This is a genomic window from Arthrobacter sp. (assembly GCF_048266065.1).
Lineage (GTDB): Bacteria > Actinomycetota > Actinomycetes > Actinomycetales > Micrococcaceae > Arthrobacter_H.
Window position 1 is genome coordinate 158,726 of record NZ_JBLXAH010000006.1, and the last position, 23,943, is coordinate 182,668.

General features: G+C 69.4%; 27 protein-coding genes, 4 tRNA genes and 1 riboswitch. Of the genes, 23 read left to right on the forward strand and 8 right to left on the reverse strand.

Annotation, left to right across the window (positions count from 1 at the left end; genetic code table 11):
- Positions 1-3: 3 nt before the first annotated feature.
- Entirely contained in the window at positions 4-912 is a 909-nt protein-coding gene (locus tag ACN0TP_RS11500) for a sulfurtransferase (protein WP_417219111.1), read from the reverse strand.
- 173 nt (positions 913-1,085) lie between these two features.
- Between ACN0TP_RS11500 and zapE the strand changes: the two genes are divergently transcribed.
- Positions 1,086-2,129, forward strand: a complete 1,044-nt coding sequence (gene zapE, locus ACN0TP_RS11505) for a cell division protein ZapE (RefSeq protein WP_417219114.1) — start codon at positions 1,086-1,088, stop codon at positions 2,127-2,129.
- Here the strand turns inward: zapE and ACN0TP_RS11510 are convergent.
- A complete protein-coding gene (locus tag ACN0TP_RS11510) occupies positions 2,020-3,306 on the reverse strand; it encodes a benzoate/H(+) symporter BenE family transporter (RefSeq protein WP_417219117.1) in 1,287 nt (428 codons plus the stop codon). The two genes, zapE and ACN0TP_RS11510, sit on opposite strands and share 110 nt — an antisense overlap.
- Positions 3,307-3,363: 57 nt before the next feature.
- On the opposite strand from ACN0TP_RS11510, the gene ACN0TP_RS11515 reads away from it, so the two are divergent.
- Positions 3,364-3,918, forward strand: coding sequence for a helix-turn-helix domain-containing protein (locus ACN0TP_RS11515; protein ID WP_417219120.1), 555 nt, complete (start codon positions 3,364-3,366; stop codon positions 3,916-3,918).
- Between the two features lie 89 nt (positions 3,919-4,007).
- Here ACN0TP_RS11515 and ACN0TP_RS11520 read toward each other — a convergent pair whose 3' ends face one another.
- The 5 genes from ACN0TP_RS11520 to ACN0TP_RS11540 form a co-directional block, all read right to left on the reverse strand.
- On the reverse strand, positions 4,008-4,235 hold the full coding sequence (locus ACN0TP_RS11520) for an antitoxin (protein ID WP_417219122.1): 228 nt from the start codon (positions 4,233-4,235) through the stop codon (positions 4,008-4,010).
- 192 nt (positions 4,236-4,427) lie between these two features.
- Positions 4,428-4,501 (reverse strand) — tRNA-Gly (locus ACN0TP_RS11525).
- 34 nt (positions 4,502-4,535) lie between these two features.
- Positions 4,536-4,607: transfer RNA gene (locus tag ACN0TP_RS11530), tRNA-Val, on the reverse strand.
- Positions 4,608-4,635: 28 nt separating this feature from the next.
- A tRNA-Cys gene (locus tag ACN0TP_RS11535) sits at positions 4,636-4,706 on the reverse strand.
- Positions 4,707-4,769: 63 nt separating this feature from the next.
- Positions 4,770-4,843, reverse strand: a tRNA-Gly gene (locus tag ACN0TP_RS11540).
- 206 nt (positions 4,844-5,049) lie between these two features.
- On the opposite strand from ACN0TP_RS11540, the gene ACN0TP_RS11545 reads away from it, so the two are divergent.
- From ACN0TP_RS11545 to ACN0TP_RS11610, 14 genes are all read left to right on the forward strand, one after another.
- Complete coding sequence (locus ACN0TP_RS11545) at positions 5,050-5,901, forward strand: cytochrome (RefSeq protein WP_417219124.1); 852 nt, start codon at positions 5,050-5,052, stop codon at positions 5,899-5,901.
- A gap of 91 nt (positions 5,902-5,992) precedes the next feature.
- Positions 5,993-6,565 carry a peptide deformylase gene (gene def / locus ACN0TP_RS11550; RefSeq protein ID WP_417219126.1) on the forward strand — a complete coding sequence of 191 codons (573 nt, stop codon included), beginning with the start codon at positions 5,993-5,995 and terminating at the stop codon, positions 6,563-6,565.
- The gene (locus ACN0TP_RS11555) at positions 6,562-7,506 is read left to right on the forward strand and encodes a methionyl-tRNA formyltransferase (protein ID WP_417219129.1); all 945 of its coding nucleotides are present in this window, start codon (positions 6,562-6,564) and stop codon (positions 7,504-7,506) included. Before def ends, ACN0TP_RS11555 begins: the two co-directional genes overlap by 4 nt.
- Entirely contained in the window at positions 7,503-9,026 is a 1,524-nt protein-coding gene (locus tag ACN0TP_RS11560) for an RsmB/NOP family class I SAM-dependent RNA methyltransferase (RefSeq protein ID WP_417219132.1), read from the forward strand. Before ACN0TP_RS11555 ends, ACN0TP_RS11560 begins: the two co-directional genes overlap by 4 nt.
- Before the next feature lie 3 nt (positions 9,027-9,029).
- Entirely contained in the window at positions 9,030-9,701 is a 672-nt protein-coding gene (gene rpe / locus ACN0TP_RS11565; protein ID WP_417219134.1) for a ribulose-phosphate 3-epimerase, read from the forward strand.
- Between the two features lie 19 nt (positions 9,702-9,720).
- Positions 9,721-9,853: riboswitch (FMN riboswitch) on the forward strand.
- A gap of 95 nt (positions 9,854-9,948) precedes the next feature.
- Positions 9,949-10,647 (forward strand): nicotinamide riboside transporter PnuC, encoded by a 699-nt coding sequence (gene pnuC, locus ACN0TP_RS11570; protein WP_417219136.1) that lies wholly within the window; start codon positions 9,949-9,951, stop codon positions 10,645-10,647.
- Positions 10,644-11,744, forward strand: a complete 1,101-nt coding sequence (ribD, locus tag ACN0TP_RS11575) for a bifunctional diaminohydroxyphosphoribosylaminopyrimidine deaminase/5-amino-6-(5-phosphoribosylamino)uracil reductase RibD (RefSeq protein ID WP_417219139.1) — start codon at positions 10,644-10,646, stop codon at positions 11,742-11,744. Before pnuC ends, ribD begins: the two co-directional genes overlap by 4 nt.
- A complete protein-coding gene (locus ACN0TP_RS11580; protein ID WP_417219141.1) occupies positions 11,744-12,370 on the forward strand; it encodes a riboflavin synthase in 627 nt (208 codons plus the stop codon). Before ribD ends, ACN0TP_RS11580 begins: the two co-directional genes overlap by 1 nt.
- Complete coding sequence (gene ribB, locus ACN0TP_RS11585; protein WP_417219143.1) at positions 12,367-13,707, forward strand: 3,4-dihydroxy-2-butanone-4-phosphate synthase; 1,341 nt, start codon at positions 12,367-12,369, stop codon at positions 13,705-13,707. Before ACN0TP_RS11580 ends, ribB begins: the two co-directional genes overlap by 4 nt.
- Positions 13,707-14,189, forward strand: coding sequence for a 6,7-dimethyl-8-ribityllumazine synthase (ribH, locus tag ACN0TP_RS11590; RefSeq protein WP_417219146.1), 483 nt, complete (start codon positions 13,707-13,709; stop codon positions 14,187-14,189). Before ribB ends, ribH begins: the two co-directional genes overlap by 1 nt.
- A 91-nt stretch (positions 14,190-14,280) precedes the next feature.
- Positions 14,281-14,544, forward strand: a complete 264-nt coding sequence (locus tag ACN0TP_RS11595) for a phosphoribosyl-ATP diphosphatase (RefSeq protein ID WP_417219147.1) — start codon at positions 14,281-14,283, stop codon at positions 14,542-14,544.
- 88 nt (positions 14,545-14,632) lie between these two features.
- Positions 14,633-15,481: an ATP phosphoribosyltransferase gene (hisG, locus tag ACN0TP_RS11600; protein WP_417219149.1), complete on the forward strand. Its 849-nt coding sequence runs from the start codon at positions 14,633-14,635 to the stop codon at positions 15,479-15,481.
- 12 nt (positions 15,482-15,493) lie between these two features.
- Complete coding sequence (hisF, locus tag ACN0TP_RS11605; protein WP_417219151.1) at positions 15,494-16,264, forward strand: imidazole glycerol phosphate synthase subunit HisF; 771 nt, start codon at positions 15,494-15,496, stop codon at positions 16,262-16,264.
- 22 nt (positions 16,265-16,286) lie between these two features.
- The gene (locus ACN0TP_RS11610; RefSeq protein WP_417219153.1) at positions 16,287-17,006 is read left to right on the forward strand and encodes a GNAT family N-acetyltransferase; all 720 of its coding nucleotides are present in this window, start codon (positions 16,287-16,289) and stop codon (positions 17,004-17,006) included.
- A 40-nt stretch (positions 17,007-17,046) separates the two neighbouring features.
- On the opposite strand, the gene ACN0TP_RS11615 is transcribed toward ACN0TP_RS11610, so the two are convergent.
- Positions 17,047-17,682, reverse strand: coding sequence for a TIGR03085 family metal-binding protein (locus ACN0TP_RS11615; RefSeq protein ID WP_417219154.1), 636 nt, complete (start codon positions 17,680-17,682; stop codon positions 17,047-17,049).
- Between the two features lie 93 nt (positions 17,683-17,775).
- Here ACN0TP_RS11615 and hisI point away from each other — a divergent pair, with 93 nt between their 5' ends.
- The 7 genes from hisI to trpA all read left to right on the forward strand — a co-directional run bounded on the left by hisI (position 17,776) and on the right by trpA (position 23,802).
- The gene (gene hisI, locus ACN0TP_RS11620) at positions 17,776-18,210 is read left to right on the forward strand and encodes a phosphoribosyl-AMP cyclohydrolase (RefSeq protein WP_417219156.1); all 435 of its coding nucleotides are present in this window, start codon (positions 17,776-17,778) and stop codon (positions 18,208-18,210) included.
- The gene (locus tag ACN0TP_RS11625; RefSeq protein ID WP_417219158.1) at positions 18,207-19,763 is read left to right on the forward strand and encodes an anthranilate synthase component I; all 1,557 of its coding nucleotides are present in this window, start codon (positions 18,207-18,209) and stop codon (positions 19,761-19,763) included. The genes hisI and ACN0TP_RS11625 overlap by 4 nt, the downstream gene beginning before the upstream one ends.
- Positions 19,760-20,443 carry a Trp biosynthesis-associated membrane protein gene (locus tag ACN0TP_RS11630; protein ID WP_417219161.1) on the forward strand — a complete coding sequence of 228 codons (684 nt, stop codon included), beginning with the start codon at positions 19,760-19,762 and terminating at the stop codon, positions 20,441-20,443. Before ACN0TP_RS11625 ends, ACN0TP_RS11630 begins: the two co-directional genes overlap by 4 nt.
- 121 nt (positions 20,444-20,564) lie before the next feature.
- Positions 20,565-20,834 carry an HGxxPAAW family protein gene (locus ACN0TP_RS11635; protein ID WP_417219162.1) on the forward strand — a complete coding sequence of 90 codons (270 nt, stop codon included), beginning with the start codon at positions 20,565-20,567 and terminating at the stop codon, positions 20,832-20,834.
- Positions 20,835-20,836: 2 nt separating this feature from the next.
- The gene (gene trpC, locus ACN0TP_RS11640; RefSeq protein ID WP_417219163.1) at positions 20,837-21,667 is read left to right on the forward strand and encodes an indole-3-glycerol phosphate synthase TrpC; all 831 of its coding nucleotides are present in this window, start codon (positions 20,837-20,839) and stop codon (positions 21,665-21,667) included.
- A 51-nt stretch (positions 21,668-21,718) separates the two neighbouring features.
- A complete protein-coding gene (trpB, locus tag ACN0TP_RS11645) occupies positions 21,719-23,020 on the forward strand; it encodes a tryptophan synthase subunit beta (RefSeq protein WP_417219165.1) in 1,302 nt (433 codons plus the stop codon).
- Between the two features lie 5 nt (positions 23,021-23,025).
- Positions 23,026-23,802, forward strand: a complete 777-nt coding sequence (gene trpA / locus ACN0TP_RS11650; RefSeq protein WP_417219403.1) for a tryptophan synthase subunit alpha — start codon at positions 23,026-23,028, stop codon at positions 23,800-23,802.
- Positions 23,803-23,943: the final 141 nt, after the last annotated feature.

Consider the following 23,943-nt stretch of genomic DNA (forward strand, 5'->3'; position numbering starts at 1 on the left):
GGGCTAGTCGCGGGTCGAAGCCGGGGCCTCGCCGCGGTCGGCGCCGACGGCGATGGGGACACGGACCGAGTTGCCCCATTCGGTCCAGGAGCCGTCGTAATTGCGCACCGTCTCGAAACCGAGCAGGTGCTTGAGGACAAACCAGGTGTGGCTGGAACGCTCGCCGATCCGGCAGTAGGCGATGACGTCATCGCCCTCGGCCAGTCCGGCCTCGCCCAGGTACAGGGCCTCGAGCTCGGCGCGGTCCTTGAAGGTCCCGTCCTCGTTGGCCGCCTTGCCCCAGGGCACGGAGGCCGCTGTGGGGATGTGGCCCCCGCGCAGGGTGCCCTCCTGCGGGTAGGCCGGCATGTGGGTGCGCTCCCCGGTGTACTCCTCCAGCGAGCGCACGTCGATCAGCGGCTTGCCGAAGTGCTCGGTGACATCCTCGCGGAAGGCGCGGATCGGATCGTCGTTGCGGGGCACCACCGGGTAGTCGGCCGGGGCCGGCGTCGGCGCCTCGCGGGTGGTCTCGCGTTCCTCGGCCAGCCACTTGTCCCGGCCGCCGTCCAGCAGGCGGACGTCCTCGTGGCCGAACAGGGTGAACACCCACAGGGCGTAGGCGGCCCACCAGTTGCTCTTGTCGCCGTAGACCAAGATCGTGGTGTCGCGGGAGATGCCCTTGGCCGACATCAGCCGGGCGAAGGCCTCCCCGTCGATGTAGTCGCGGGTGACCTCGTCGTTCAGGTCGGTGTGCCAGTCGATGTTCACGGCGCCGGGGATGTGCCCTGTGGAGTAGAGCAGGATGTCCTCGTTCGACTCCACGACAACCAGCCCCTCGTCGCCCAGGTGTTCCGCCAGCCAGTCGGTGGAGACCAGACGCCCGGGGTGGGCGTAGGAGGCGAACTTGGCTGCGGTATCGGGGGCAATGCTCATGACGGTTCCTCACTTCACATGACGGTAGGGATCTGCCTCCAGCCTAGTCCTCCACCGGAGGGGCCGGGCCCTGCGGGTCATCTGCGGCAGTGTATTGCGCGTGGGGCGTAAACTTGGCCGTGGTGCGCCCCGCGCGCCGGCCCGTCCCCGCACCTAAGGAACCGACCCCGCCCGTGGCACACATCGAACACCTGACCGAACGCACACCACAGGTCTCCCCGGATGAGCTCCTGGCCGGGTTCCACCCGTCCTACCGGTTCGGGGTGGTCTCCTTCGACACCTACCGTCCGGATCCCGCCCAGCCGACCCAGACCGAAGCGGTCGAGGCGCTCAAGGCGTTCGCCGCCGGCATCGGCACGTCGAAGAAGTCGCTGATGGGGCGCCTCTTCGGGGGCAAGTCGCCGCAGACCAAGGCCGGGATCTACCTCGATGGCGGGTTCGGCGTCGGCAAGACCCACCTGTTGGCCTCGCTGTGGCATGCCGCCCCCGGCCCCAAGGCCTTCGGGACGTTCGTGGAGTACACCAACCTGGTCGGGGCCCTGTCCTTCCGCAAGACCGTCGAGGTCCTCAGCGGCTACCAACTGGTGTGCATCGACGAATTCGAACTCGATGACCCGGGCGACACAGTGCTCATGTCACGGCTCATGCGTGAATTGTCCGACGCCGGTGTGAAGCTGGCGGCGACCTCCAACACCCTGCCCGGTTCCCTGGGCGAGGGCCGCTTTGCAGCGGTGGACTTCCAGCGGGAGATCCAGGTGCTCGCCGACCAGTTCGACGTCCTGCGCATCGACGGCGAGGACTTCCGCCACCGCGGCCTGGCGGAGGCACCCGAACCCGAGGACGACGCCGACCTGGAGGCCATCGCCACGGAGCGCTACCCGGACAAGGTGCTGGCCGTCGACGATTTCGCCGAACTGGTCAAGCACCTGTCCTCGGTGCACCCGAGCCGGTACCGCCAGCTCGTCGCCGACATCGACGTGCTGGTGCTGCACAACGTGCACACCATCACCGAACAGGCACTGTCGCTGCGCTTCGTGGTCCTCGCCGACCGGCTCTACGACAAGGATGTCCCGATCGTCGCCAGCGGCAAGCCGTTCAGCAGCCTCTTCACCGAGGAGATGATGGCCGGGGGCTACCAGAAGAAGTACTTCCGAGCCGTCTCCCGCCTGACCGCCCTGGCCCGTGAGGGGCAGCAGGTCCAGGAAGCAGCGCTGTAGGGCCGGGGCGTTCGAGCAGCATCCGCACGGCGAGCCCGCCGGCCAGCCCCCAGAAGGGTGCCCCGATGCCCGCTGCCGAGATTCCCGATGCCGTGACCAGGAACGTCGTCAGCGCGCCGAGGCGCGTCCGCGGATCGGACAGGGCCGACGACGCCGCCGCTCCAAAGGTGCCCAACAGGGCCAGCCCCGCGGCCGCCGCGAGCAGGCCCTCCGGCGCAGCGACGGCGACGGCACCCACCAGGGTCGCGCCGAGGCCGAGCACGAGGTAGAACCCGCTGGCCGCCACCGCGGCGATCCACCGCCGGGACCGGTCGGGACCCGCCTCCTCGCCGGCGGCCAGGGCCGCCGAGATGGCCGCCAGGTTGATGGCGTGGCCCCCGAAGCATGCTGCGGCAAGGCTGCCCGCGCCGCTTCCAAGCATCGACGCCGTCCAGGGCGTCCGGTAACCGAAGCCCGACAGGACGGCGACGCCCGGGACGTTCTGGGAGGCCATCGTGACGATGAACAGCGGCAGGGCGATCCCCGTGAGGCCGGCGGGCGTGAACCGCGGTGCCGTGAACTCCAGACGTGGCCACAGATCTGCCGGCAGGGCGGTCCCGGAGCCCAGGGAGTGCGCCACGACGACGACCAGGGTCACGGCCATCGCCGCGGGGACGGCCCAGCGGGGCGCCCAGCGCATGCACACCAGCCAGGCCAGCAGAATGGGTGCCGCCAGCCAGGGGACGGACGCCACGGAGTGGACCGGTGCCAGGCACAACTCGAACAGCACCCCGGCCAGCATCGCCTGGGCGAGCGGGGCGGGGATGGCCATGAGCAGTCGTCCCAGGGCCGGCACGGCTCCGGTCAGGCAAATCAACAGGGCGCAGACGACGAATCCGCCCACTGCCTCGTCCCACCCCAGGCCCAGCCCGCCCGCCGACGCCAGCAGCGCGGCACCCGGTGTGGACCACGCGAAGGTGACCGGCAGGCGCGTGGCCAGGGCAACGGCGAACATGCATGCGGCGAAGGCCAGCGTGAGGGCCAGCAGGCCGGAGGCCGCCTGGGCGGCGCTGGCACCCACTGCGTGGAGTCCCGCGAGCACCACGGTGAAGGACGAGGCGAAGCCGACGAGGGCCGTCACCAGGCCCGCGGTCAGCGGACGCGACAGCGAGCCGGGTTCCCGTGGAGTCGATGACATGGCTGGAGCCGCCCTTCGTTCTGTTTACGGAACGATCCACAGCGTAGTCTGTGGTGCATGCCCCCAGCAATCGACAGTCGCCTCCTCCATGTCGGCGGAAGGGTCCGCGCGCAACGCGAACGTGCCGGCTACTCGCTGTCGGGCCTGGCGGCCGCGGCCGGCATCGGCAAGGCCACGCTCTCGGAACTCGAACAGGGGCGCAGAAACCCGACCCTGGAGACCCTCTACTCCCTCGCGGGAGTCCTCGGGGTCCCGTTGTCCGGATTCGTGGCCGAGGACGGCAGGCAGGGGGTCCCCATCGGCGGCGGCACCGTCGACGCACGCCTGCTCGAGGCGAACCACCAGCCCAACGGTTCGCTCGTGGAGGTCTACTGGCTGGCCATCGGGCCGGGGGAGCGGCGCTCGCCCGGACATGGCGCGGGCGTGCTCGAGCGGCTCGTCCTGGTGGGCGGACGTGCCCGGGTCGGGCCGGTCGGCCGGGAGGTCGAGATCGAGGCCGGCGGGGTGGCGTCCTGGGACTCCTCCGGGCAGCACGTGTACGCTTCCGCCGCCGGAGCCGCAGGCGTGCTGACCATCATCAATCCGGCGCCAACCGACAGCGTGGGCACATAGCACGGTGCCGGTCCCGTCTCTCGACGGTACCGGCACCGTGTTTGCCGTGCTCGTGGGCAGGGCGGGCGCCTCTGGGGCGCTGGGAAATCCTAGGCGGGCGGGGCGGTGTCGTTGCCGCCGGCCTTGTCGAGCAGATCGTTGGCAGATTCTTGCAGGTGATTCACCTGGCTGGAGTACTTGCCATCGGTCTTTTCGTCGACGAAGTTGCCGACGCCATCTACCGCGCCGCGGAGCTTTTCGGCTCCACCCTCGGCCAAATCGGCGGCCTTGTCCTTGAATTCCCCGACCTTGCCCTTGAGCTCGTCAAAAAGAGCCAAGTGACACCTCCTTTCGTCCGGGAGGCCAAAGCTGCCTCCATCTGGTCACCATCCTAGGGACGTGGTGCCCGGAAATTCGAGGGGTGGGAGGGAAAAACTTCTGCGCCATCGGCGAAACCCGGGGCGGATGCCGCCCCCGTTCAGGCTGCATGCAAAAAACCGCCGGGGCCCAAGGGCCACCGGCGGTTGCGGAGCGGACAACGAGATTCGAACTCGCGACCTCCACCTTGGCAAGGTGGCGCTCTAGCCAGCTGAGCTATGTCCGCATAAAAAAACTCCGCCGTGGCGGAGCCTTTTCAGTGGGCGATACTGGGTTCGAACCAGTGACCTCTTCCGTGTCAGGGAAGCGCGCTACCGCTGCGCCAATCGCCCTCTTCAGGGTGCAACATTACCGTATGCGAGGTGGGGACGGGATTCGAACCCGCGTATACGGCTTTGCAGGCCGCTGCCTAGCCACTCGGCCACCCCACCGTGACCCGAATTGGTTTCCCGATTCCGGCTTGGACGACTAATCGACCATTACAGTGACTTGCGAGCGGACAACGAGATTCGAACTCGCGACCTCCACCTTGGCAAGGTGGCGCTCTAGCCAGCTGAGCTATGTCCGCATGTTGATTTCCTGCACCGTCCCGGCCCTTTTCGAGCTGCCGTTCCGCTGCGTTCCAACGAGTAAAAACTCTATACGACGTTTCCCCGAAGTTCCAAATCGGTGTCTCCGTCCCCGCGTGTCCGACCTGTCCCCGGCCAAACCACGGCCCCACAGGCCACGACGGCGGGAAGCAACCCGTCGGGACGACATGCCAGAATCGGGGGCATGACTTCACCTGCCCTGGCCCACCAGACGTCCTATGGCCGCATGTACTCCCGCAAGATCGGCGGCCTGCCCGAGGTTCCCTCCATCACCACCGTCATCGGCCAGGCTTCCATGTCCCTGGACGGCTGGATCGGGCACATGGCCGCCACCGCGGTCACCCAGGACGACCGCCTGCCCGCTGCCGTGGGCAGTTCGGCGAAGCTGCGCACCATTGCCCGGGACGCCTCATCGGCCGCGGAAACCTACAGGAACGCGGCCGCCGAGCGCGGGGACCGCGTCCACACCTACTGCGAGCAAGTGGCACTGCGGGCCCTGGGACGTCCCCACGCCGCGGCCGAAGCACGCGAGGCCCTCCTGGAGAAGGACGAAGGGGGATTCGCCTCACGATTCGATGACTGGTGGGACCAGTACCGTGTCGAACCCGTGGCGGCCGAAGTGACCATCTGGAACCACACCGTCGGCTACGCCGGCACCCTGGACCTGGTCGCCCGGATCGGGGGCCGGCTCTGCCTGATCGACTACAAGACCAAGGGCACCGATCGCGATGGCCGGGTGAAGGCACTGGACCCCAAGGTCGTCATGCAGTTGGCCGCTGGCTGCAAGGCCGAGGAAATCGTCGTGGATGCCACCGCCGGAACCTGGGAAGAGTGGCCGCACGGAAAGGACCCGATGTTGCTCGGCGTGGCCGTCGGGGAGACCGAAGTACGCACGATGATGGCAGCCCCTGAAGTCCTCCCGGCGTACTGGAGCAGGTTCTTTGCCCTGCGACGGGTGTGGGAGTCGGGGATGAAGGTGGCCGAGGCCGGGGTGCCCCTGCGCCCGGTGGGTCCGCCTCCGGCACCGGCCCCGTAGACTGGTCAGGCGCATCGGACCGGCCCCGCGGGGCGTCCGGGCGACTTTCCACAGCACATTGCCGGGCACTCGGCGTCAGGAGCATGAAGTCATGACGATTCTGGAAATCCGCATCGTGGGCGACCCGGTGTTGCGCACTCCCGCAACGGAGGTCACCACCTTCGGGCCCGAATTGGCCCGCCTCGTGGCGGACATGACCGAGACCATGGACGCGGTGGACGGCGCTGGCCTGGCCGCGCCCCAGATCGGCGTGGGACTGCGCGTCTTCACCTACCGGGTCGATGGCCATGACGGACACGTCGTGAACCCCGTCCTGGAAGTGGGCGGCCCGGAGGACCTGTCGGCCTCCGAAGGCTGCCTGTCGGTCCCCGGCTTGGGCTACCGCCTGCCGCGGCACGGCTGGGCCCGGGTCACCGGAGCCGACGTGAACGGGGAGCCCCTCGTGGTCGAGGGGGAGGGGATGCTCGCCCGCTGCCTGCAACATGAGACCGACCACCTGGACGGCAGGCTCTACATCGACCGGCTCCGGGGCGCGGACAAGAAGGATGCCCTGGGCAAGATCCGCACCTCCCGCTACAACGACGTGGCCGCGAAGACCCGCAGCAAGCGGGCCCCTGCCGTGGACTCCAGCTTCGGTGGCGGCACGTTCGGGGTCGGCCGATGAGGGTTCTGTTCGCCGGCACCCCCCAGGTGGCGGTGCCCTCGCTCGACCGGCTCGTGGCCGACGGGCTCGACGTCGTGGCCGTGTTGACCCGCGAGGACGCACCCCAGGGCCGCAAGCGCGTCTTGACCCCGTCACCGGTGGCTGCCCGCGCCGCCGAGCTCGGCCTGCCGGTCATCAAGGCCAACACGATCGATGCCGGGGCCATCGCGGAGATCTCAGCGGTGGACGCAGACGTCGCCGCCATCGTCGCCTATGGGGGACTGGTCCCCGGCCCGGCGCTCGAGATCCCCCGGCATGGCTGGGTCAACCTGCACTTCTCGTTGCTTCCGGCCTGGCGCGGCGCAGCCCCGATCCAGCACGCGATCATCCACGGCGACGATGTCACCGGCGCGGTGACCTTCCGGCTCGAGAAGGGCCTGGACACCGGGCCCGTGTACGGCACGCTGACGGAGGACATCGGCGCCGACGACACCGCCGGGGCCCTGCTGGACCGGCTCTCCCACAGCGGTGCCGTCCTGCTGTCCCAAACACTGCACGGCATCGACGCCGGCGCCCTGGTCCCGGTTGCGCAAACCGGGCAGGTGAGCCTGGCCCCCAAGCTGCTGCTGGAAGACGGCCACCTCGACTGGGGCCAACCCGCCCTGGCGATCCGCCGGCGCATCAACGGCACCACCCCCGAACCCGGACCCTGGACGGAACTGGACGGGCAACGATTCAAGCTCGGCCCCGTCACCCCCTGCCCGGACGTGACCGATCTGGCCCCCGGCGCCGTGCGGGTGTTGCACGGCCGGCGACCGCGGGTCCTGGTGGGCACCGGATCCCACGCCGTGGAACTGGTGACCGTGCAGCCACCGGGCAAGAAGATGATGCCAGCCGCCGACTGGGCCCGCGGGCTGGGCGCAGGAACCACCGACATCGAAAAGCAGGTCACCTTCGCATGAGCAACGAACCACGCCGCGACCGCCGCAACGACGCCGGGCGGCAGCGCAACCGCGGTGGCAGCGGAAACCGCCACTTCAGTACCTCCGCGCCGTCCCAGCGCCGTCGCATTGCCGACCCGGCCCGGTTGGCCGCCTATGAGGTGCTGCGTGCCGTCGTGGACCAGGACGCCTACGCCAACCTCGTCCTTCCCTCGCGCGTCCGCGACCACGGGCTGAGTGGCCGCGATGCCGGATTCGCCACGGAACTGGCCTACGGTGCGCTGCGCGGACGGGGCCTCTACGACGCCATCCTGGCCCGTTGCGTGGACCGGCCGCTGGAGAAGTTGGATCCGGCGATCCTCGATGCGCTGCGCCTGGGCGCCCACCAGCTGCTGGCCATGCGCGTGCCGCACCACGCGGCCCTGGACGAGACCGTCGGGCTCGCCCGTGCCGTCATCGGGGCCGGGCCCTCGGGACTCGTCAATGCCGTGCTGCGCAAGGTGACCCGGCACGATGCCGCTGCCTGGATCGGACAGCTCCTCGACGGCGTCGAGGACCCGGCGGCCCGGCTCGCCCTCGAGCACAGCCACCCCGAGTGGATCGTGAGGGCCATGCGCCAGGCGCTGGTGGCCCACGGCCGCGACGCGGAGGAGATCGGCGAACTCCTGGAGGCCGACAACCTGGCCCCGGTGGTCAACCTCGTCGCCCTGCCAGGCCTCGGATCCCTGGACGAGGCGCTGGACAACGGGGCCACTCCCGGCACCCTGGTGCCGGACTCCGCCTACTACGCCGGCGGGGACCTCTCCCGGCTTTCCTCCATCCACCGCGGTACCACCCGCGTCCAGGACGCCGGATCCCAGCTGCTGGCCCGGGCCCTGGCCGCGGTGCCCCTTGAAGGGCGCGACACCGACTGGCTGGACCTGTGTGCCGGACCCGGCGGCAAGGCGGCACTGCTGGCCGCCCTCGCCGCCGAGCGCGGCGCCGAGGTCACCGCGAACGAGCCAGCCGAGCATCGTGCCGAGCTGGTGCGCAAGGCCCTGCGACCCGTGGACCATGTCGCCTGGAACGTCGTCGTCGGCGACGGGCGCCGCTACCTGCAGATCCCCGCCGACCAGCGCTTCGACCGGATCATCGTGGATGCGCCCTGCAGCGGACTCGGGGCACTGCGTCGACGCCCCGAATCCCGCTGGCGCAAGACCCCCGGCGACATCGCCGAGCTCACGACACTGCAAGGTGAACTGCTCGATGCCGCCCTCGCCGCGCTGCGGCCCGGTGGGGTGCTGGCCTACGCCACCTGCTCACCCCATCCTGCCGAGACGCTGGCCGTCCTCGACGACGCGCTGCGCCGCACCCCCGGAGCGCGCCTGCTCGACACCGCGGCGACGGTCAACACGGTGGCCCTGGGCGGCGGAGTCGCCGGCACCACCCATGCCTCCGGCGGCACCACCGTCCAGCTGTGGCCCCACGTGCACTCCACCGACGCCATGTTCCTGGCCCTGATCACCCTCGACGACGGGGCCACCGCGCCCACGAAAGGCTGACCCATGACCGCCTGCAGCATCCACCCCAGCATCCTCTCCGCCGATTTCACCAACCTCGAGGCGGAACTGCACCGCATCCACACGGCCGACGCCGTCCATGTCGACGTCATGGACAACCACTTCGTCCCGAACCTGACGTTGGGGCTGCCCGTCGTCCAGCGCCTCGAACAGGTGAGCCGGTTGCCGCTGGATGTGCACCTGATGATCGAGGACGCGGACCGGTGGGCACCGGACTACGCCGACCTCGGGGTCCAGTCCGTCACCTTCCATGCCGAGGCGTCGGCAGCGCCCGTGCGGCTGGCCCGCGAACTGCGCTCCCGTGGCACGAAGGCGGCCATGGCCCTGCGCCCGGCCACCGCCGTCGAACCGTATCTGGACATGCTCCCGGAACTGGACATGCTGTTGCTGATGACGGTGGAACCGGGCTTCGGCGGCCAGTCGTTCCTGGACATCATCCTGCCCAAGATCCGCAGGGCACGGGCCGCCATCGACGGGGCGGGACTGCCGTTGGCGTTGCAGGTGGATGGCGGCATCACCCGCGAGACCATCCTGCGGGCCGCCGAGGCAGGAGCGGACGTCTTCGTCGCCGGATCCAGCGTGTACGGGACGGAAGACCCGGCGGCGGCCATCGACTCACTGCGACATGTAGTGGCGTCGGGCGAAACGGGACTATAGTTTTATTCCACAAGTAAACACACGTGCTCCGGGGTCGGTGTAAGTCCGAACCGGCGGTCATAGTCCGCGACCCGAGGTGCCTCACGGCACCACGGTTGAACCGGTGGAATTCCGGTACCGACAGTTAAAGTCTGGATGGGAGAAGCACGTACAGGGCTGGTCCGTTGACCGGTGCGCCACCGGCGCACCCCCAACGATTCCCTCGCTGTCGTACCCCCGGAGCCGCCGCGGCTCACGAGGAGGAACGATGGAATCCCTGCGGTGGCTCATTGATGTCTTCAATGCCAACATCCCGGTCGGCAACAGCTCGCTGCTGGTGCGCGAGGTCGTCGGGAACATCTTCGGGTTGGCCAGCGCCGTCGGCGGCATGCGCCGCAAGGTGTGGGCCTGGCCGGTGGGCATCATCGGCAACCTGCTGTTGCTGACAGTTTTCCTCGGCAGCATCTTCGACACCGGCCACGCGGCGAACCTGCTGGGCCAGGCCGGCCGCCAGATCATGTTCATCGCCGTGTCCTTCTACGGCTACCACCGGTGGCGGCAATCGCGCGGAACAGGAACCGCCATCTCGCCGCGCTGGGCCACGGCCCGTGAACGCTGGACACTGCTCCTCGTCCTGGTGATCGGGACCATCGCCCTGACCCCGCTGTTCCGGATCCTGGGCTCCTACGAACCCGTCTGGGCCGACGCCTGGACCTTCGTCGGTTCCCTGCTGGCCACCTGGGGCATGGCCAAGGGGTGGGTGGAATTCTGGCTGCTGTGGGTCGCCGTCGACATCGTCGGCGTCCCCCTGCTCTTCAGCGCCGGGTACTACGCCAGTGCCTTCATGTACCTGTTCTACGGCGGTTTCACCCTGGCCGGGTTCTTCGTCTGGTGGCGGGTGCGCAACCGTGAGCAGGCGATCATCCAAACGGCCATGCCCGACCCGATCACCCGGAGTGCCCCATGACCGGGCACCCGGCCGACGCCGGGTTCGACGCCGCCGAACACTCCGCCATGGCACACGCCCTGGAACTGGCAGGGCAGGGCGTCCGCGGGGCCAACCCGCTGGTCGGCGCCGTCATCCTCGACGAGGACGGCGCCATCGTGGCCACCGGATGGCACGCCGGCGCCGGCACCGCCCATGCGGAAGCCGCGGCCCTTCAGGCCCTCGGCCCGGTACCCGCCGCCCGGGCGGCGCGGCTGAGCATGCTCGTCACCCTGGAACCGTGCAGCCACACCGGGAGGACCGGGCCCTGCGCCGAAGCCATCATCCGTGCAGGCATCGGGCGGGTGGTGTACGCCGTCGCCGACGGGACCAGCCGTGCCGGTGGGGGAGCCGGGATGCTCCGCCGGGCAGGGGTGGTCGTCGCCACGGGCCTGCTCGCGCCGCGGGCCCGGGAGCTGAACCACCGCTGGTTCGCCGCCCGACGCGCCGGGCGGCCCTTCACCACCCTCCACCTGGCCCAGAGCCTGGACGGGCGCATCGCCGCCGCCGACGGAACCAGCCAATGGATCACCGGGGCCGGTGCCCGGGAGCACTCGCATGCCGTGCGCGCCCGGGCCGAGGCGATCATTGCCGGCACCGGCACCATCCTGGCCGACAACCCACGCCTCACCGCCCGGACCCCCGACGGGAGCCCGGCCGCACGGCAACCGCTGCGCGTGGTGATGGGCCACCGCGAGGTGCCGGCCTGGGCAGCCATCACCGACGGGCCGGGCTTCGTGCACTTGCGCGAACACGACCCGGCAGCCGTGTTGGCCGACCTGGCAGGTCGGGGGATCGACCACGCCATGATCGAAGGTGGGGCGTCCATCGCCACGGCCTTCCTCGCCGCCGACCTGGTCGATGAGATCTGGCTCTACCAGGCCCCGCTGTTCCTGGGCAGCGGACGCCACGCCATCGCCGACCTGGGCATCACCACGCTCGCTGAGGCCACCCGCTTCCGCTATGACGACCGGGGCGGCCCGTCCCACCAGCTACTGGGCTCCGACGCCGTCCTGCACCTCGAACCCACCCCGACCTCCCGACCCGAAACGGTCACCGAGCACGAAAGGACCCGCTAATGTTCACGGGCATCATCACCGGACAGGGCCGCGTCGACGACGTCGCGGATGTCCCCGGCCAGGACGCAGCCATCCTGCGCATCAGCGCCCCCGGCCACACCCATGACCTGGGCCTCGGCGGCTCCATCGCCGTCAACGGGGTCTGCCTGACGGCCACGGCCATCGACGGCGACCTGGTGGACCTGGACGTCATGGGGGAGTCCCTGCGCCTGACCACCACCGGGGCCCTGCGCCCCGGGGACCCGGTCAACCTCGAACGCTGCCTGCCCGCCGGCGGCCGGCTGGACGGCCACGTCGTCCAGGGCCACGTGGACGGAACGGGCACCGTGCTCGAACGCGAGGACGAGGGGAACTGGGTGCGCCTGCGCTTCGGGCTGCCCCACGAGTTGGCCCGCTACGTCGCCCGCAAGGGCTCCATCGCCGTTGACGGCGTCTCGTTGACGGTCACCACCGTCTCCGACGCCGCGGAGCCGGAGCAGTACTTCGAGGTCGGCGTCATCCCCACGACCCTGCGCGATACAGTCATCGGCGCACGCACCCCGGGGGACGCCGTCAACCTGGAGGTCGACGTCATGGCCAAATACGCCGAACGACTGGCAGCCTTCACCACCGGGGACCGGTCATGAGCGCCCCGCAGGGTGGAGGCACCGCGGGCACCCCCGGCGAGGGCAGCCTGCTGGATCCGGTGGACGCCGCGATCGCCGCGATGGCCGCCGGACGCCCCGTCGTCGTCGTCGACGACGAGGACCGCGAGAACGAGGGCGACATCATCTTCGCCGCCGAATTCGCCACCCCGGAACTGATGGGCTGGACCATCAGGTACTCCTCGGGAGTGCTGTGCGTGCCGATGCCCGGGGACCGGGCCGACCGCCTGGGCCTGCCGCCGATGGTCGAACACAACCAGGACGCCAAGGGCACCGCCTACACGGTCTCCTGCGACGCGGCGGCCGGGATCACCACCGGCATCAGCGGCGCCGACCGCGCCCTGACCGCCCGCATCCTCTCGGACCCGGCCAGCAACCAGGGATCCATCAACCGTCCCGGGCACATGTTCCCGCTGCGCGCCGTCGACGGCGGCGTGCTGTCACGCCGCGGCCACACCGAGGCCAGCGTCGACCTGTGCCGGCTGGCCGGGGTGCAGCCGGTGGGGGTCATCGCCGAACTGGTGCACGACGACGGCACCATGATGCGGGTGCCCGCGCTGCGGGCCTTCGCCGACGAGTTCTCCATCCCGTTGATCAGCATCGAGGACCTGGCCGAACACCTGGCCCGCGAGGGCAACCGGGCACCGGAACCCGCCAGTTCGGCGGCCGTCCTCGGCGGACCCGTGGTCGCGGTGCCCACCGCCCACGGCACCTTCGCCGTGCAGGCCTGGACCGAACGCGACAGCGGCCAGGAACACCTGGTGCTCACCGCCCCCACCCCGCAGCACGCCGGAGGGGAGGTCCCGCTGGTGCGGCTGCACTCGGAATGCCTGACCGGTGACGTCTTCGGCTCCTACCGCTGCGACTGCGGCGAACAGCTCGACGCCGCGTTGGCTGCCATCGCCGCATCCGGGGGCACGGTCGTCTACCTGCGCGGGCACGAGGGCCGTGGCATCGGCCTGGCGAACAAGATCCGCGCCTACTCCCTGCAGGACGGCGGGGCGGACACGGTCCAGGCCAACGAACAGCTGGGCCTGCCCGTGGACGCCCGGCGCTACGACGCCGCGGCGGCCATCCTCCACGGACTGGGGCTGGAACGGATCCGGTTGATCACCAACAACCCGCTGAAGGCCAGTTGGCTCCGCGAGGCGGGCATCGACGTCGTCTCCCTCGTCCCCAGTACGATTGCCGCCCGACCGGAAAACACCAGGTACCTGCAGACCAAGCGCGAACGCATGTCCCACCAGATCCTGGCCGAGGCCTTCACCGCGGCCACCCCCGAGACCACCGAACCCACCACCACGAAGGAGAAGCACTGATGAGCGGACACGGAGCACCCACCACCGGGACGGAGCAGCTGGCGGCGGCCGGCCGGGCAGGATTGCGCGCGGTTATCGTCGCGGCCAGCTGGCACCAGGAGGTCATGGACGGACTCGTCGACGGCGCCCAACGGGCCGCAGCCGAGGCCGGCATCGCGGCACCGGAGGTCATCCGCGTGCCGGGCACCTTCGAGCTGCCCGTCGCTGCGGCCCGCTTCGCCCACAACGTCGACGCCGTGGTGGCACTGGGCGTCGTCATCCGCGGGGGCACCCCCCACTTCGACTTCGTCTGCCAGGGGGCGACGGCGGGACTCACCGACGTCTCGGTGCGCACCGGCACCCCGGTCGGCTTCGGGGTGCTGACCTGTGATGACGAACAGCAGGCCCTGGACCGTGCCGGGCTGCCCGGTTCGGTGGAGGACAAGGGCCACGAGGCCATGTCGGCTGCGCTGCTGACCGCCCTGGCGCTGTCCGGCAAGTAGCCCGCCGGGGGCCCGCCGCCCCTGCCGTCGCTTTCGTCACATTGAAACCGGCGAGTCGGGCAGGCGGGCCGCCAACGGCTACCCTTGAGGGGTGAAAACCTTTGACACCCTCTTTGCCGAACTGGCCCACAAGGCACGGGAACGCCCCACCGGCTCCCGGACCATTGCGGAGCTGGATTCGGGTGTCCACGGCATCGGCAAGAAGATCGTGGAGGAAGCCGCCGAAGTCTGGATGGCCGCCGAATACGAGACCGACGCCGAAGCCGCGGAGGAAATCTCCCAGTTGCTGTACCACCTGCAGGTGATGATGCTGGCCAAGGGCCTGTCGCTGGAGGACGTCTACAAGCATCTCTAGCCGCCACGCCCCGCCATCGACGGGGCAGGCGGCACGCGATGCCAGATGACCGACCACCAGTCCAGCCAGCACAGAAAAGAGCACCGCCATGTTGCGAGTAGCCGTACCGAACAAGGGCGCCCTCTCCGAGGCCGCCACCGCCATGCTCAACGAATCCGGATACCGCCAGCGCCGCGACAACCGCGAACTGGTCATGGTCGACCCGGACAACGACGTCGAATTCTTCTACCTGCGCCCGCGTGACATCGCCGTCTACGTCGGACGCGGCATCCTCGACGTCGGGATCACCGGACGTGACCTCTTCCTGGACGCCGGGGTGAATGGGGACGCCGAGGAACTGCTGCCCCTGGGGCTGGGTGCCTCGACCTTCCGCTTCGCGGGACCGGTCGGCGATTTCTCCTCGGTCGAGCAGCTCCACGGCAAGCGCATCGCCACCAGCTACGACGGATTGCTGCGCAGCTTCCTGGACCGTGAAGGCATCGATGCCTCGGTGGTCCGTCTGGACGGGGCCGTCGAGTCCTCGGTCCGACTCGGGGTGGCGGACGCCATCGCCGACGTGGTGGAGACCGGAAGCACGTTGCGTGCCGCCGGCATGGAGACCTTCGGGGAACCGATCCTGGAATCCGAGGCAGTGCTCATCGGCCGCACCGGCGAAAACCCGCACGGCCTGGAGATCCTCACCCGCCGTTTGCAGGGCGTGCTGGTGGCCCGGCGGTACGCGATGCTGGACTACGACATCCGCAAGGACCTGGTCCAGCAGGCCTGCGCCCTGACCCCGGGACTAGAGTCACCCACCGTCTCCCCGCTGCAGGACGGGGACTGGGTCGCCGTGCGCTCCATGGTGAAGCAGGCCCAGGCCAACAACATCATGGACGAGTTGTACAACCTGGGGGCCCGCGCCATCCTGGTGACCAACATCCACGCCATCCGCATCTAGGAGGTCGACCCCGTGAGCGTTGCCATCCGTGTCATTCCGTGCCTCGACGTCGATGCAGGGCGAGTCGTCAAGGGCGTGAACTTCGAGGGCCTGCGTGACGCGGGCGATCCGGTCGAGCTGGCCAAACGCTACAACGCGGCAGGCGCCGACGAATTGACGTTCCTGGACGTGACGGCCAGCTCCGGGAACCGGGAGACCACCTTCGACGTCGTGCGCACCACCGCCGAAGAGGTCTTCATCCCGCTCACCGTCGGTGGCGGCGTCCGGACCGCCGACGACGTCGACCGGCTGTTGCGCGCCGGGGCCGACAAGGCATCCATCAACACCGCAGCCGTGGAGCGCCCCGACGTCATCCGGGAGATCACCCACCGCTTTGGTTCGCAGGTCCTGGTGCTCTCCGTGGACGCCCGCCGGACCACCGACCCCACCTTGGCCTCGGGTTTCGAGGTCACCACCCACGGTGGCCGCAACGGGTCGGGGCGGGACGCCGTGGCCTGGGCGCGTGAGGCCGCCGAGAGCGGAGTCGGGGAGATCCTGTTAAACTCGATCGACGCCGACGGAACCAAGGAAGGTTTCGACGTCGAGATGATTGCCGCCATCCGGGCGGCCGTCAACGTGCCGATCATCGCCTCCGGCGGTGCCGGTGCGCCCGAACATTTTCCCGCGGCCATCGCCGCCGGTGCCGACGCGGTCCTCGCAGCCTCGATCTTCCACTTCGGCCCGGTCGACATGATCGCCCGGGTCAAGCAGGCCATCAAGGAGGCAGGTTACCCTGTTCGCTGAACCAGCAGAGCTCGACCAGTTGATGGACGCCGCGTGGCCGGCCCTGGAAAAGAGCGCCCTGGGCGGGTGGACCCTCAGGTTCTCCGCGGGCATCACCCAGCGGGCCAATTCCGTGTTGCCCGCCGCGACGCCCAATGACGTTGCTGCAGCCGTGGCCGAGGTCGAAACACGCAGTGCCGCCCGCTGGCTGAACTCCACCTTTCAGATCAGCCCTGCAGCACAGCCGGCAGATCTCGATGACTACCTGGCGGCCCGCGGCTACACGGTGGGCACCCCCACGCTGGTGCAGGTCATGGACGGCTCCGAACTCGGGCGCTTTGCCGACGTGCGGGTGGATCCACGCATCGAATTCTCCGATGAGCCCTCGCAGGAGTGGCTGGAGGTCTTCTGGTACCAGGATGGACCGGCGGCGCCGGATGACCGCGAGGTCTCCCGCCGCATCCTGAAGGGCTCACCGGCCACCTACGTCGGGCTCCGGGTGGACGGCCGGATCGAGTCGATTGCCCGGCTGGCCCCGGTGGGGGAGTACGCCGGGATCTACTGCGTGACCACGCGCCCCGAGGCCAGGCGTCGCGGCTACTCGCGGCTGGTGATGGAGGCCGTCCTGCACGAGGCCTACCGGCGTGTCCTCGGCGGGGTCTGGCTGCAGGTGCGCGAAAGCAACGTCGGGGCGATCGTGCTCTACAACGCCCTGGGCTTCAGCACCGCCTCGAGCTACCACTACCGCACCCGGAGCCTCTAGGCGGGAACGGCGGCCCCACCGGGAGCCCGCCCCGGCGGGGTCAGGCCAGTGAACTGGTGAACAGGGCCAAGGCGTCGTCCGATCCCTCGAACGTGACCAGCGCGTGGTCCCGACGGCCGTTGGCGTGCATCATCAACTCTCCCGGGACCCCGGTGATCGCCACCGACGTGGCCGCCTTGCGGACCACATGGCGTTGGCCATCCGGGCGGCGCAGGATCACCCCGACGTCGACCCCGCGGTAATAGAGGGCGGCCCGGCGGATCAGGGCCTCCCAGAGCACCTCGGAGTATTCGGCGTCGAGCACCCGCGGTGCCCAGCGGTCAACACCGCGCCTGACGTCCTCGGTGTGCACGAAGAACTCGATGAGGTTCGCCGCATGTTCGAGCGCGGGCAGGGCCATCGGGGAGAAGGCGGCGGGACCACGCCGGAAGCGGTCGACGAGTTCGGCATAGTGTCCCGGGTCCTCGGCGCGGCGGGCCAGGCGGTCCATCCGGCGCTCCATCGGGGCCTGAAGTGGTGCAATGGCCAGTCCGGCGGCCCAGGGGCTGTGCTCACGCAACACCAGGTGGGCGGCCAGATGACGGGTCTTCCAGCCGGCACACAGCGTCTGCTCGTCCGGGCCGGCTGCCTGCAGGACCTCGGCGAGAACTTCACGGGACGGGGGTACGTATCGCATCACCTTGAAACTAGCACGATCACGGGCCTGCGGAGGGGTAACAGCCGATACCGGACTGCGTGGCGCACCGCCGCGGCCAGTAGACTGGACACGATGCCGCAGAACCCAGCCCCCCAGCCCCCGGAACCTACCCTCGACCCCGGGATCGCCGCCGGACTCAAACGCGACTCCCACGGCCTGGTGGCAGCCATCATCCAGCAGCACGACACCGCCGAGGTGCTCATGCTCGGATGGATGGACGACGAGGCCCTGCGCCGCACGCTCACCACCGGCAGGGTCACCTTCTGGTCCCGTTCCCGCAACGAGTACTGGCGCAAGGGCGACACCTCCGGGCACCAGCAGCTCGTGCGCTCCGTCGCCCTGGACTGCGACGGCGATGCCCTGCTCATCCGCGTCCACCAGGTCGGCGCCGCCTGCCACACCGGCACCCGCACCTGCTTCGACGGCCGTGAACTGCCCGCCGTCCAGGGCCCCCTCCCGGACCGCGCCCAGACCACCGACCACGCAAGGAAACCCACCACAGCATGAATGAATTCGGGGTCATTTCCCCCAGCCTGGAGCAGTTCCGCGAACTCGCCCACAGCCGCAGTGTCATTCCCGTGAACCTGCGCGTCCTGGCCGACACGCTCACTCCCATCGCCGTCTACGAACGCCTGGCCGGTGGCCGCCCGGGAACGTTCCTGCTCGAAAGCGCTGCGGCCGGCGGGGTCTGGAGCAGGTACTCGTTCATCGGATGCGGCTCCCGGGCCACCCTGACCACCCGGAACGGCAAGGCGCACTGGATCGGTTCCCCGCCGGCCGGCGTGCCCACCGAGGGAAGCCCGGTCGAGGTCCTGCGGGACACCGTAGCGATGCTGCGCACCGAGCCGTTGGCGGACCTGCCGCCGTTCACCTCGGGCATGGTCGGATTCGTCGGGTGGGAAAGCGTGCGCCACTGGGAACGGCTTCCGGACCCGCCACCGGATGACCTCGGCGTGCCCGAACTGGCCATGAACCTGGTCGGTGACATGGCAGTGCTGGACAACCGTGACTCCACGCTTACCCTCATAGCCAATGCCATCAACCAGGATGGCGCCGACACCGGCGTCGATGAGGCCTACGCCGATGCCGTCGCACGCCTGCACTCCATGCTCGACGGGCTCACCGCCGACGCCCCCGGATCCGTCTCCGTCTTTTCGGGAACGCAGGTCCCCTCCGCGGAACTCATGGAAGCGGTGACCCACAGCTGGGACGAGGACGGATACCGGCAGGCCATCCTGCGCGGCAAGGAGGCCATCGTGGACGGCGAGGTCTTCCAGGTGGTGGTCTCGCGGCGATTCGAGCTCGAATGCACCGCCGACCCGCTGGATGTGTACCGCATCCTGCGCACCACGAACCCCAGCCCCTACATGTACCTGTACAACCTCCAGGATTCCGACGGCGGTGCCTACGCCATCGTCGGGTCCTCGCCCGAGGCGCTGGTCACCGTGAACGACCGCGACGTCGTGACCCACCCGATCGCCGGCTCCCGCCCGCGCGGGGCGACCTATGAAGAGGACCACCTGCACGAGAAGGACCTGCTCTCGGACGAGAAGGAACGTGCCGAGCACCTCATGCTCGTGGACCTGAGCCGCAACGACCTCTCCAAGGTCTGCGAACCCGGCACCGTGGAGGTCACCCAGTTCATGGAGGTCGAACGCTTCAGTCACATCATGCACCTGGTCTCCAACGTCGTCGGACGACTCGATGCGCGCTCCACCGCCTACGACGTCCTGGCCGCGACCTTCCCCGCGGGTACGCTCTCCGGCGCCCCCAAGCCACGCGCCCTGCGCCTGCTCGACGAGATGGAGCCGCACCGCCGCGGCGTCTACGGAGGCGTCGTGGGCTACCTGGATTTCGCCGGGGACATGGACATGGCGATCGCCATCCGCTCGGCGTTGCTCAAGGACGGGCGGGCCTACATCCAGGCCGGCGGCGGGATCGTCGCCGATTCGGACCTGGACGCCGAGTCACAGGAAAGCATCAACAAGGCGGCCGCGCCACTGCGCGCCGTCTGGGCGGCACGAACGCTCCAACCGGCCACCCCCGAGGAGAAGTCATGAGCAGCACCCCCATGCCCGTCGCACCCCAACGACCGACCGGGAACCGGTGGCTGTCCAAGCGCTTTGTCGTGTTCGCCGGTGTCATCGGCGGCATCGCCGGACTCGCGATGAGCACCCGCACCTGGATCCACGTCGTGCCGGCCTCCGGCGCCATCAACGTCCAGGCCTTCGACGTGTCGGGGAAGGACGCGGCGACCGCCGTCGCCGCCCTGGCGGTGGTCGCCCTGGCCGGTTCCGTCGCCGCGGCCATTGCGGGGCGCCTGGCCCGGTGGGTCATCGCGGTGCTCGTCTTGTTGTCGGGACTGGGCATTGCCGCCTCCGCACTGACCGCACTCGCGGACCCGGTGGCCGCCTCCGTCTCCAAGGTCGGCGCCTCCGCCGGAACCATGCGCATCCAGGGCGATTACACGGTGACCTTCTGGCCTTGGCTCACGGTCGTCATCGGTGTCTGGATCATGGCCTCGGCCATCTGGCTGGCCATCGCCGGACGCACTTGGCGGGCCAGCCGCAAATACACCCCGGCGACCGTCGCCCCGGTCGATGGCGCAACGTCGGCACCCGGCTCCACGACGGACGCGGCCGACGGGGCCGATGCGTCCACGGCAGCCGGCGAAACCGGGTCCCTGGATGAGATCGACGGCTGGGACAGCCTCTCGCGGGGCGAGGACCCCACGCGGTGACGCGCCTCGGTTCCTTCCGGCGCAACATGGCGGCATCGAGCCGAAAAGAATGGCAGAATGGTAAGCAGTTTGGCCCGGCACGCTACCGGGATACCTGAGGCATCGAGGAGTAGATCAGAACATGTCAAGCAACGTGACCGCCCAGAACCCTGAGGGCCTTGACCCGGTTCTGTCCGAACCCGTCGGACACGGCAACAGCGTTGCCGCCTGGACGGCCGTCGGCATCATGCTGGTCGGAATGCTCGTGGGTTGCATCGCGTTTGCCCTGCACGCCGCCGTCGTGGTCTACATCGGCATTGCCATCATCGTCATCGGCCTCATCGCCGGCGGCGTCATGCGCCAGGCCGGCTTCGGCGTCGGCGGCCACCGTTCGAACGGCAACGGCCACTAGGAGTGACGGTACTCGAGGACATCATCACCGGCGTTCGCGAGGACCTGCACGAACGCCGCCTCCGCGTCGGCGACACGGCCATCCGGGCCCGCGCCCAAGCGGCGGCACCCGCCCGTGACGCGTACACGGCGCTGGGTGGGCACCACGATTCGAGCCAACGCGACCAGCGGCTGCGGGTCATCTCCGAGGTCAAGCGCCGCAGCCCCTCGAAGGGGGCGTTGGCCGATATTCCCGAACCCGCGGAGCTGGCCCGCCAGTACCGCGACGGGGGCGCTTCCGCGATTTCGGTGCTGACCGAACAACGCCGCTTCGGTGGCTCGCTGGCCGATTTCGATGCGGTGCGCGCCGCAGTGGACACACCGTTGCTGCGCAAGGACTTCACCGTGGACCCGTACCAGATCCACGAAGCCCGGGCCCACGGTGCCGACCTCGTGCTGCTGATCGTCGCGGCATTGGAGGACCATGAGCTTTCGGCCTTCCTGGATTTGACCCACGATCTGGGCATGAACGCCCTGGTGGAAACCCACACCTCCGGCGAGGTCGAACGTGCCCTGCGCGTCGGGGCCCGCATCATCGGGGTCAACGTCCGCAACCTCAAGACGCTCGACGTGGACCGCGGGAACTTCGCCCGGCTGGTCGGTGACATCCCGGATTCGGCGGTCATCGTCGCCGAATCCGGCATCCGCACCAGCGAGGACGTCGCACTCTATGGATCCCATGGAGCCGACGCCGTGCTCGTCGGCGAGGCCCTGGTCAAGGACCATGACCCCATCTCCGCGCTGCGCTCGTTCATCGACGCCGGCAGTGCGGCCAAGCCACCGCGTGGACGCTAGCCGATCCCGCGGACCAGCCATCCACCCTGCCAGACCTAAGGACGGCCACGCATGAGCCAGAGACCAGAAGAACCCGCGGAAGCGAACGCACAGCCTGCCGACGCCTTCCTGGCCGGAGGCCACAGCCTGCGCCACGCGCCGGGCCCGTACTTCGGTGACTTCGGTGGCCGCTGGATGCCCGAATCGCTCATTGCCGCGTTGGATGAACTCAACGACACCTTCGAGAAGGCCAAGGCCGATCCGGAGTTCATCGACGAGGTCAACGAGCTGAACCGCAACTACTCGGGCCGGCCCTCCTTGCTGACCGAGGCCAGGCGCTTCTCCGAACACGCCGGTGGGGTGAGGGTCTTCCTCAAGCGCGAGGACCTCAACCACACCGGAAGCCACAAGATCAACAACGTGCTCGGCCAGGCCCTGCTGGCCAAGCGCATGGGCAAGACCCGCATCATCGCCGAAACCGGCGCCGGCCAGCACGGCGTCGCCAGCGCGACGGCAGCGGCCCTGATGGGGTTGGAATGCGTCGTCTACATGGGCGCCGAGGACACCCGCCGCCAGGCATTGAATGTGGCGCGGATGCGCCTGCTCGGCGCCGAGGTCGTTCCCGTCACCGTCGGTTCCCAAACGCTCAAGGACGCCATCAACGAGGCCCTGCGCGACTGGGTGGCCAACGTGGAGAACACCCACTACCTGCTGGGCACCGCCGCCGGTGCCCACCCGTTCCCGGCCATGGTCAGGTACTTCCACGAGGTCATCGGCGACGAGGCCCGGGAGCAGATCCTGGCCCAGACCGGGCGGCTGCCCGACGCGGTGTGCGCCTGCATCGGCGGCGGGTCCAACGCCATCGGCATCTTCCACGGTTTCCTGGATGACCCCTCGGTTGCCATCTACGGCTTTGAGGCCGGCGGCGACGGCGTGGACACCGACCGTCACGCTGCCACCATCACCCTGGGGCGTCCCGGCGTCCTGCATGGTGCCCGCAGCTACCTGATGCAGGACGAGGACGGGCAGACCATCGAATCGCATTCCATCTCCGCCGGACTGGACTACCCGGGCGTCGGCCCGGAGCATTCCTACCTGCACGACATCGGACGCGTCACCTACGAACCGGTGACCGACACCGAGGCGATGGAGGCCTTCAGCCTGCTCTGCCGCACCGAGGGCATCATCCCCGCCATCGAATCCGCCCACGCGCTGGCCGGCGCCCTGCGCGTGGGCCGCCAGCTCGCCGAGGCAGGTGGCGACCCCCGGGAGAAGATCATGATCGTGAACCTCTCGGGCCGCGGCGACAAGGACGTGGGAACCGCCGCCGAATGGTTCGACCTCATCGACACCGAAACAGGTGAAGCCAAGTGATCCGCATGACCTCCGAGGCAGCCATCGAGCGTGCCCGCAGCCAGGGCCGCCCGGCCCTGATCGCCTATCTGCCGGCCGGCTTCCCCGACGTGCAGACCACCATCGACGCCGCGGTTGCTGTCGCCGAAAACGGGGCCGACGTCATCGAGATCGGCATTCCCTACTCGGACCCCGTGATGGACGGTGCCGTCATCCAGGCGGCCACCGTGCAGTCGCTGGCGCAGGGCTTCCGTGTCGCCCAGATCTTCGACATCGTCAGGGCCATCACCGAACGCTGCAACGCAGCGGTCCTGGTGATGACGTACTGGAACCCCGTCATGCGCATGGGAGTCGACGAGTTCTCCCGCCGCCTGGCCGACGCCGGTGGGGCCGGGCTGATCACCCCCGACCTCGTTCCCGACGAGGCAGCCGAATGGTTCACCGCCTCCGACAAGCACGGGCTGGAACGCATCTTCCTGGTCGCACCGAGCTCCACCCCCGAGCGCATGGACACCACGGTGAAGGCCAGCAGCGGCTTCGTCTACTGCGTGTCCATCATGGGCGTCACCGGCGCCCGCACGTCGGTGTCCTCCGCGGCCCGCGCCGTCGTCGACGCCGCCCACCACGCGGGTGCCCCGCGTGCCTGCGTCGGCCTCGGCGTCTCCAAGGCCGAGCATGTGCGCGAAATCGGCGCCTACGCCGACGGCGTCATCGTCGGCACCGCACTGGTCGCGGCACTGCGCGATGGCGGCGTGGAAGCGGTTGGCGCACTCGCCGCGGAACTCAGCGACCGCAGCGCCTGACCTGCCCGGGGCGCCCCGGAGAGCCCCACACCCAGGTTTCCGGTGCGCGACACAATTGCTGCCCCAATGTAAACGTTATGTTTCCGGCGGGGGTCGTCGGCCCGTGAGGTGCTAATCTCCTTTTACGTTTCCCGTGGGGTT

Excerpts from the sequence above, each read along its gene's own strand:
- ACN0TP_RS11515 (WP_417219120.1), top strand. The coding sequence starts at position 3,364 with ATGCCCCCAGCAATCGACAGTCGCCTCCTCCATGTCGGCGGAAGGGTC.
- trpB (WP_417219165.1), top strand. The coding sequence starts at position 21,719 with ATGAGCCAGAGACCAGAAGAACCCGCGGAAGCGAACGCACAGCCTGCC.
- hisG (WP_417219149.1), top strand. The coding sequence starts at position 14,633 with ATGTTGCGAGTAGCCGTACCGAACAAGGGCGCCCTCTCCGAGGCCGCC.
- ribD (WP_417219139.1), top strand. The coding sequence starts at position 10,644 with ATGACCGGGCACCCGGCCGACGCCGGGTTCGACGCCGCCGAACACTCC.
- ACN0TP_RS11615 (WP_417219154.1), bottom strand. The coding sequence starts at position 17,682 with ATGCGATACGTACCCCCGTCCCGTGAAGTTCTCGCCGAGGTCCTGCAG.
- rpe (WP_417219134.1), top strand. The coding sequence starts at position 9,030 with ATGACCGCCTGCAGCATCCACCCCAGCATCCTCTCCGCCGATTTCACC.
- ACN0TP_RS11610 (WP_417219153.1), top strand. The coding sequence starts at position 16,287 with ATGGACGCCGCGTGGCCGGCCCTGGAAAAGAGCGCCCTGGGCGGGTGG.
- ACN0TP_RS11500 (WP_417219111.1), bottom strand. The coding sequence starts at position 912 with ATGAGCATTGCCCCCGATACCGCAGCCAAGTTCGCCTCCTACGCCCAC.
- ACN0TP_RS11555 (WP_417219129.1), top strand. The coding sequence starts at position 6,562 with ATGAGGGTTCTGTTCGCCGGCACCCCCCAGGTGGCGGTGCCCTCGCTC.
- ribH (WP_417219146.1), top strand. The coding sequence starts at position 13,707 with ATGAGCGGACACGGAGCACCCACCACCGGGACGGAGCAGCTGGCGGCG.
- ACN0TP_RS11580 (WP_417219141.1), top strand. The coding sequence starts at position 11,744 with ATGTTCACGGGCATCATCACCGGACAGGGCCGCGTCGACGACGTCGCG.
- ACN0TP_RS11545 (WP_417219124.1), top strand. The coding sequence starts at position 5,050 with ATGACTTCACCTGCCCTGGCCCACCAGACGTCCTATGGCCGCATGTAC.
- pnuC (WP_417219136.1), top strand. The coding sequence starts at position 9,949 with ATGGAATCCCTGCGGTGGCTCATTGATGTCTTCAATGCCAACATCCCG.
- ACN0TP_RS11625 (WP_417219158.1), top strand. The coding sequence starts at position 18,207 with ATGAATGAATTCGGGGTCATTTCCCCCAGCCTGGAGCAGTTCCGCGAA.
- ACN0TP_RS11635 (WP_417219162.1), top strand. The coding sequence starts at position 20,565 with ATGTCAAGCAACGTGACCGCCCAGAACCCTGAGGGCCTTGACCCGGTT.
- ACN0TP_RS11510 (WP_417219117.1), bottom strand. The coding sequence starts at position 3,306 with ATGTCATCGACTCCACGGGAACCCGGCTCGCTGTCGCGTCCGCTGACC.
- trpA (WP_417219403.1), top strand. The coding sequence starts at position 23,026 with ATGACCTCCGAGGCAGCCATCGAGCGTGCCCGCAGCCAGGGCCGCCCG.
- hisI (WP_417219156.1), top strand. The coding sequence starts at position 17,776 with ATGCCGCAGAACCCAGCCCCCCAGCCCCCGGAACCTACCCTCGACCCC.
- def (WP_417219126.1), top strand. The coding sequence starts at position 5,993 with ATGACGATTCTGGAAATCCGCATCGTGGGCGACCCGGTGTTGCGCACT.
- ACN0TP_RS11630 (WP_417219161.1), top strand. The coding sequence starts at position 19,760 with ATGAGCAGCACCCCCATGCCCGTCGCACCCCAACGACCGACCGGGAAC.
- ribB (WP_417219143.1), top strand. The coding sequence starts at position 12,367 with ATGAGCGCCCCGCAGGGTGGAGGCACCGCGGGCACCCCCGGCGAGGGC.
- ACN0TP_RS11560 (WP_417219132.1), top strand. The coding sequence starts at position 7,503 with ATGAGCAACGAACCACGCCGCGACCGCCGCAACGACGCCGGGCGGCAG.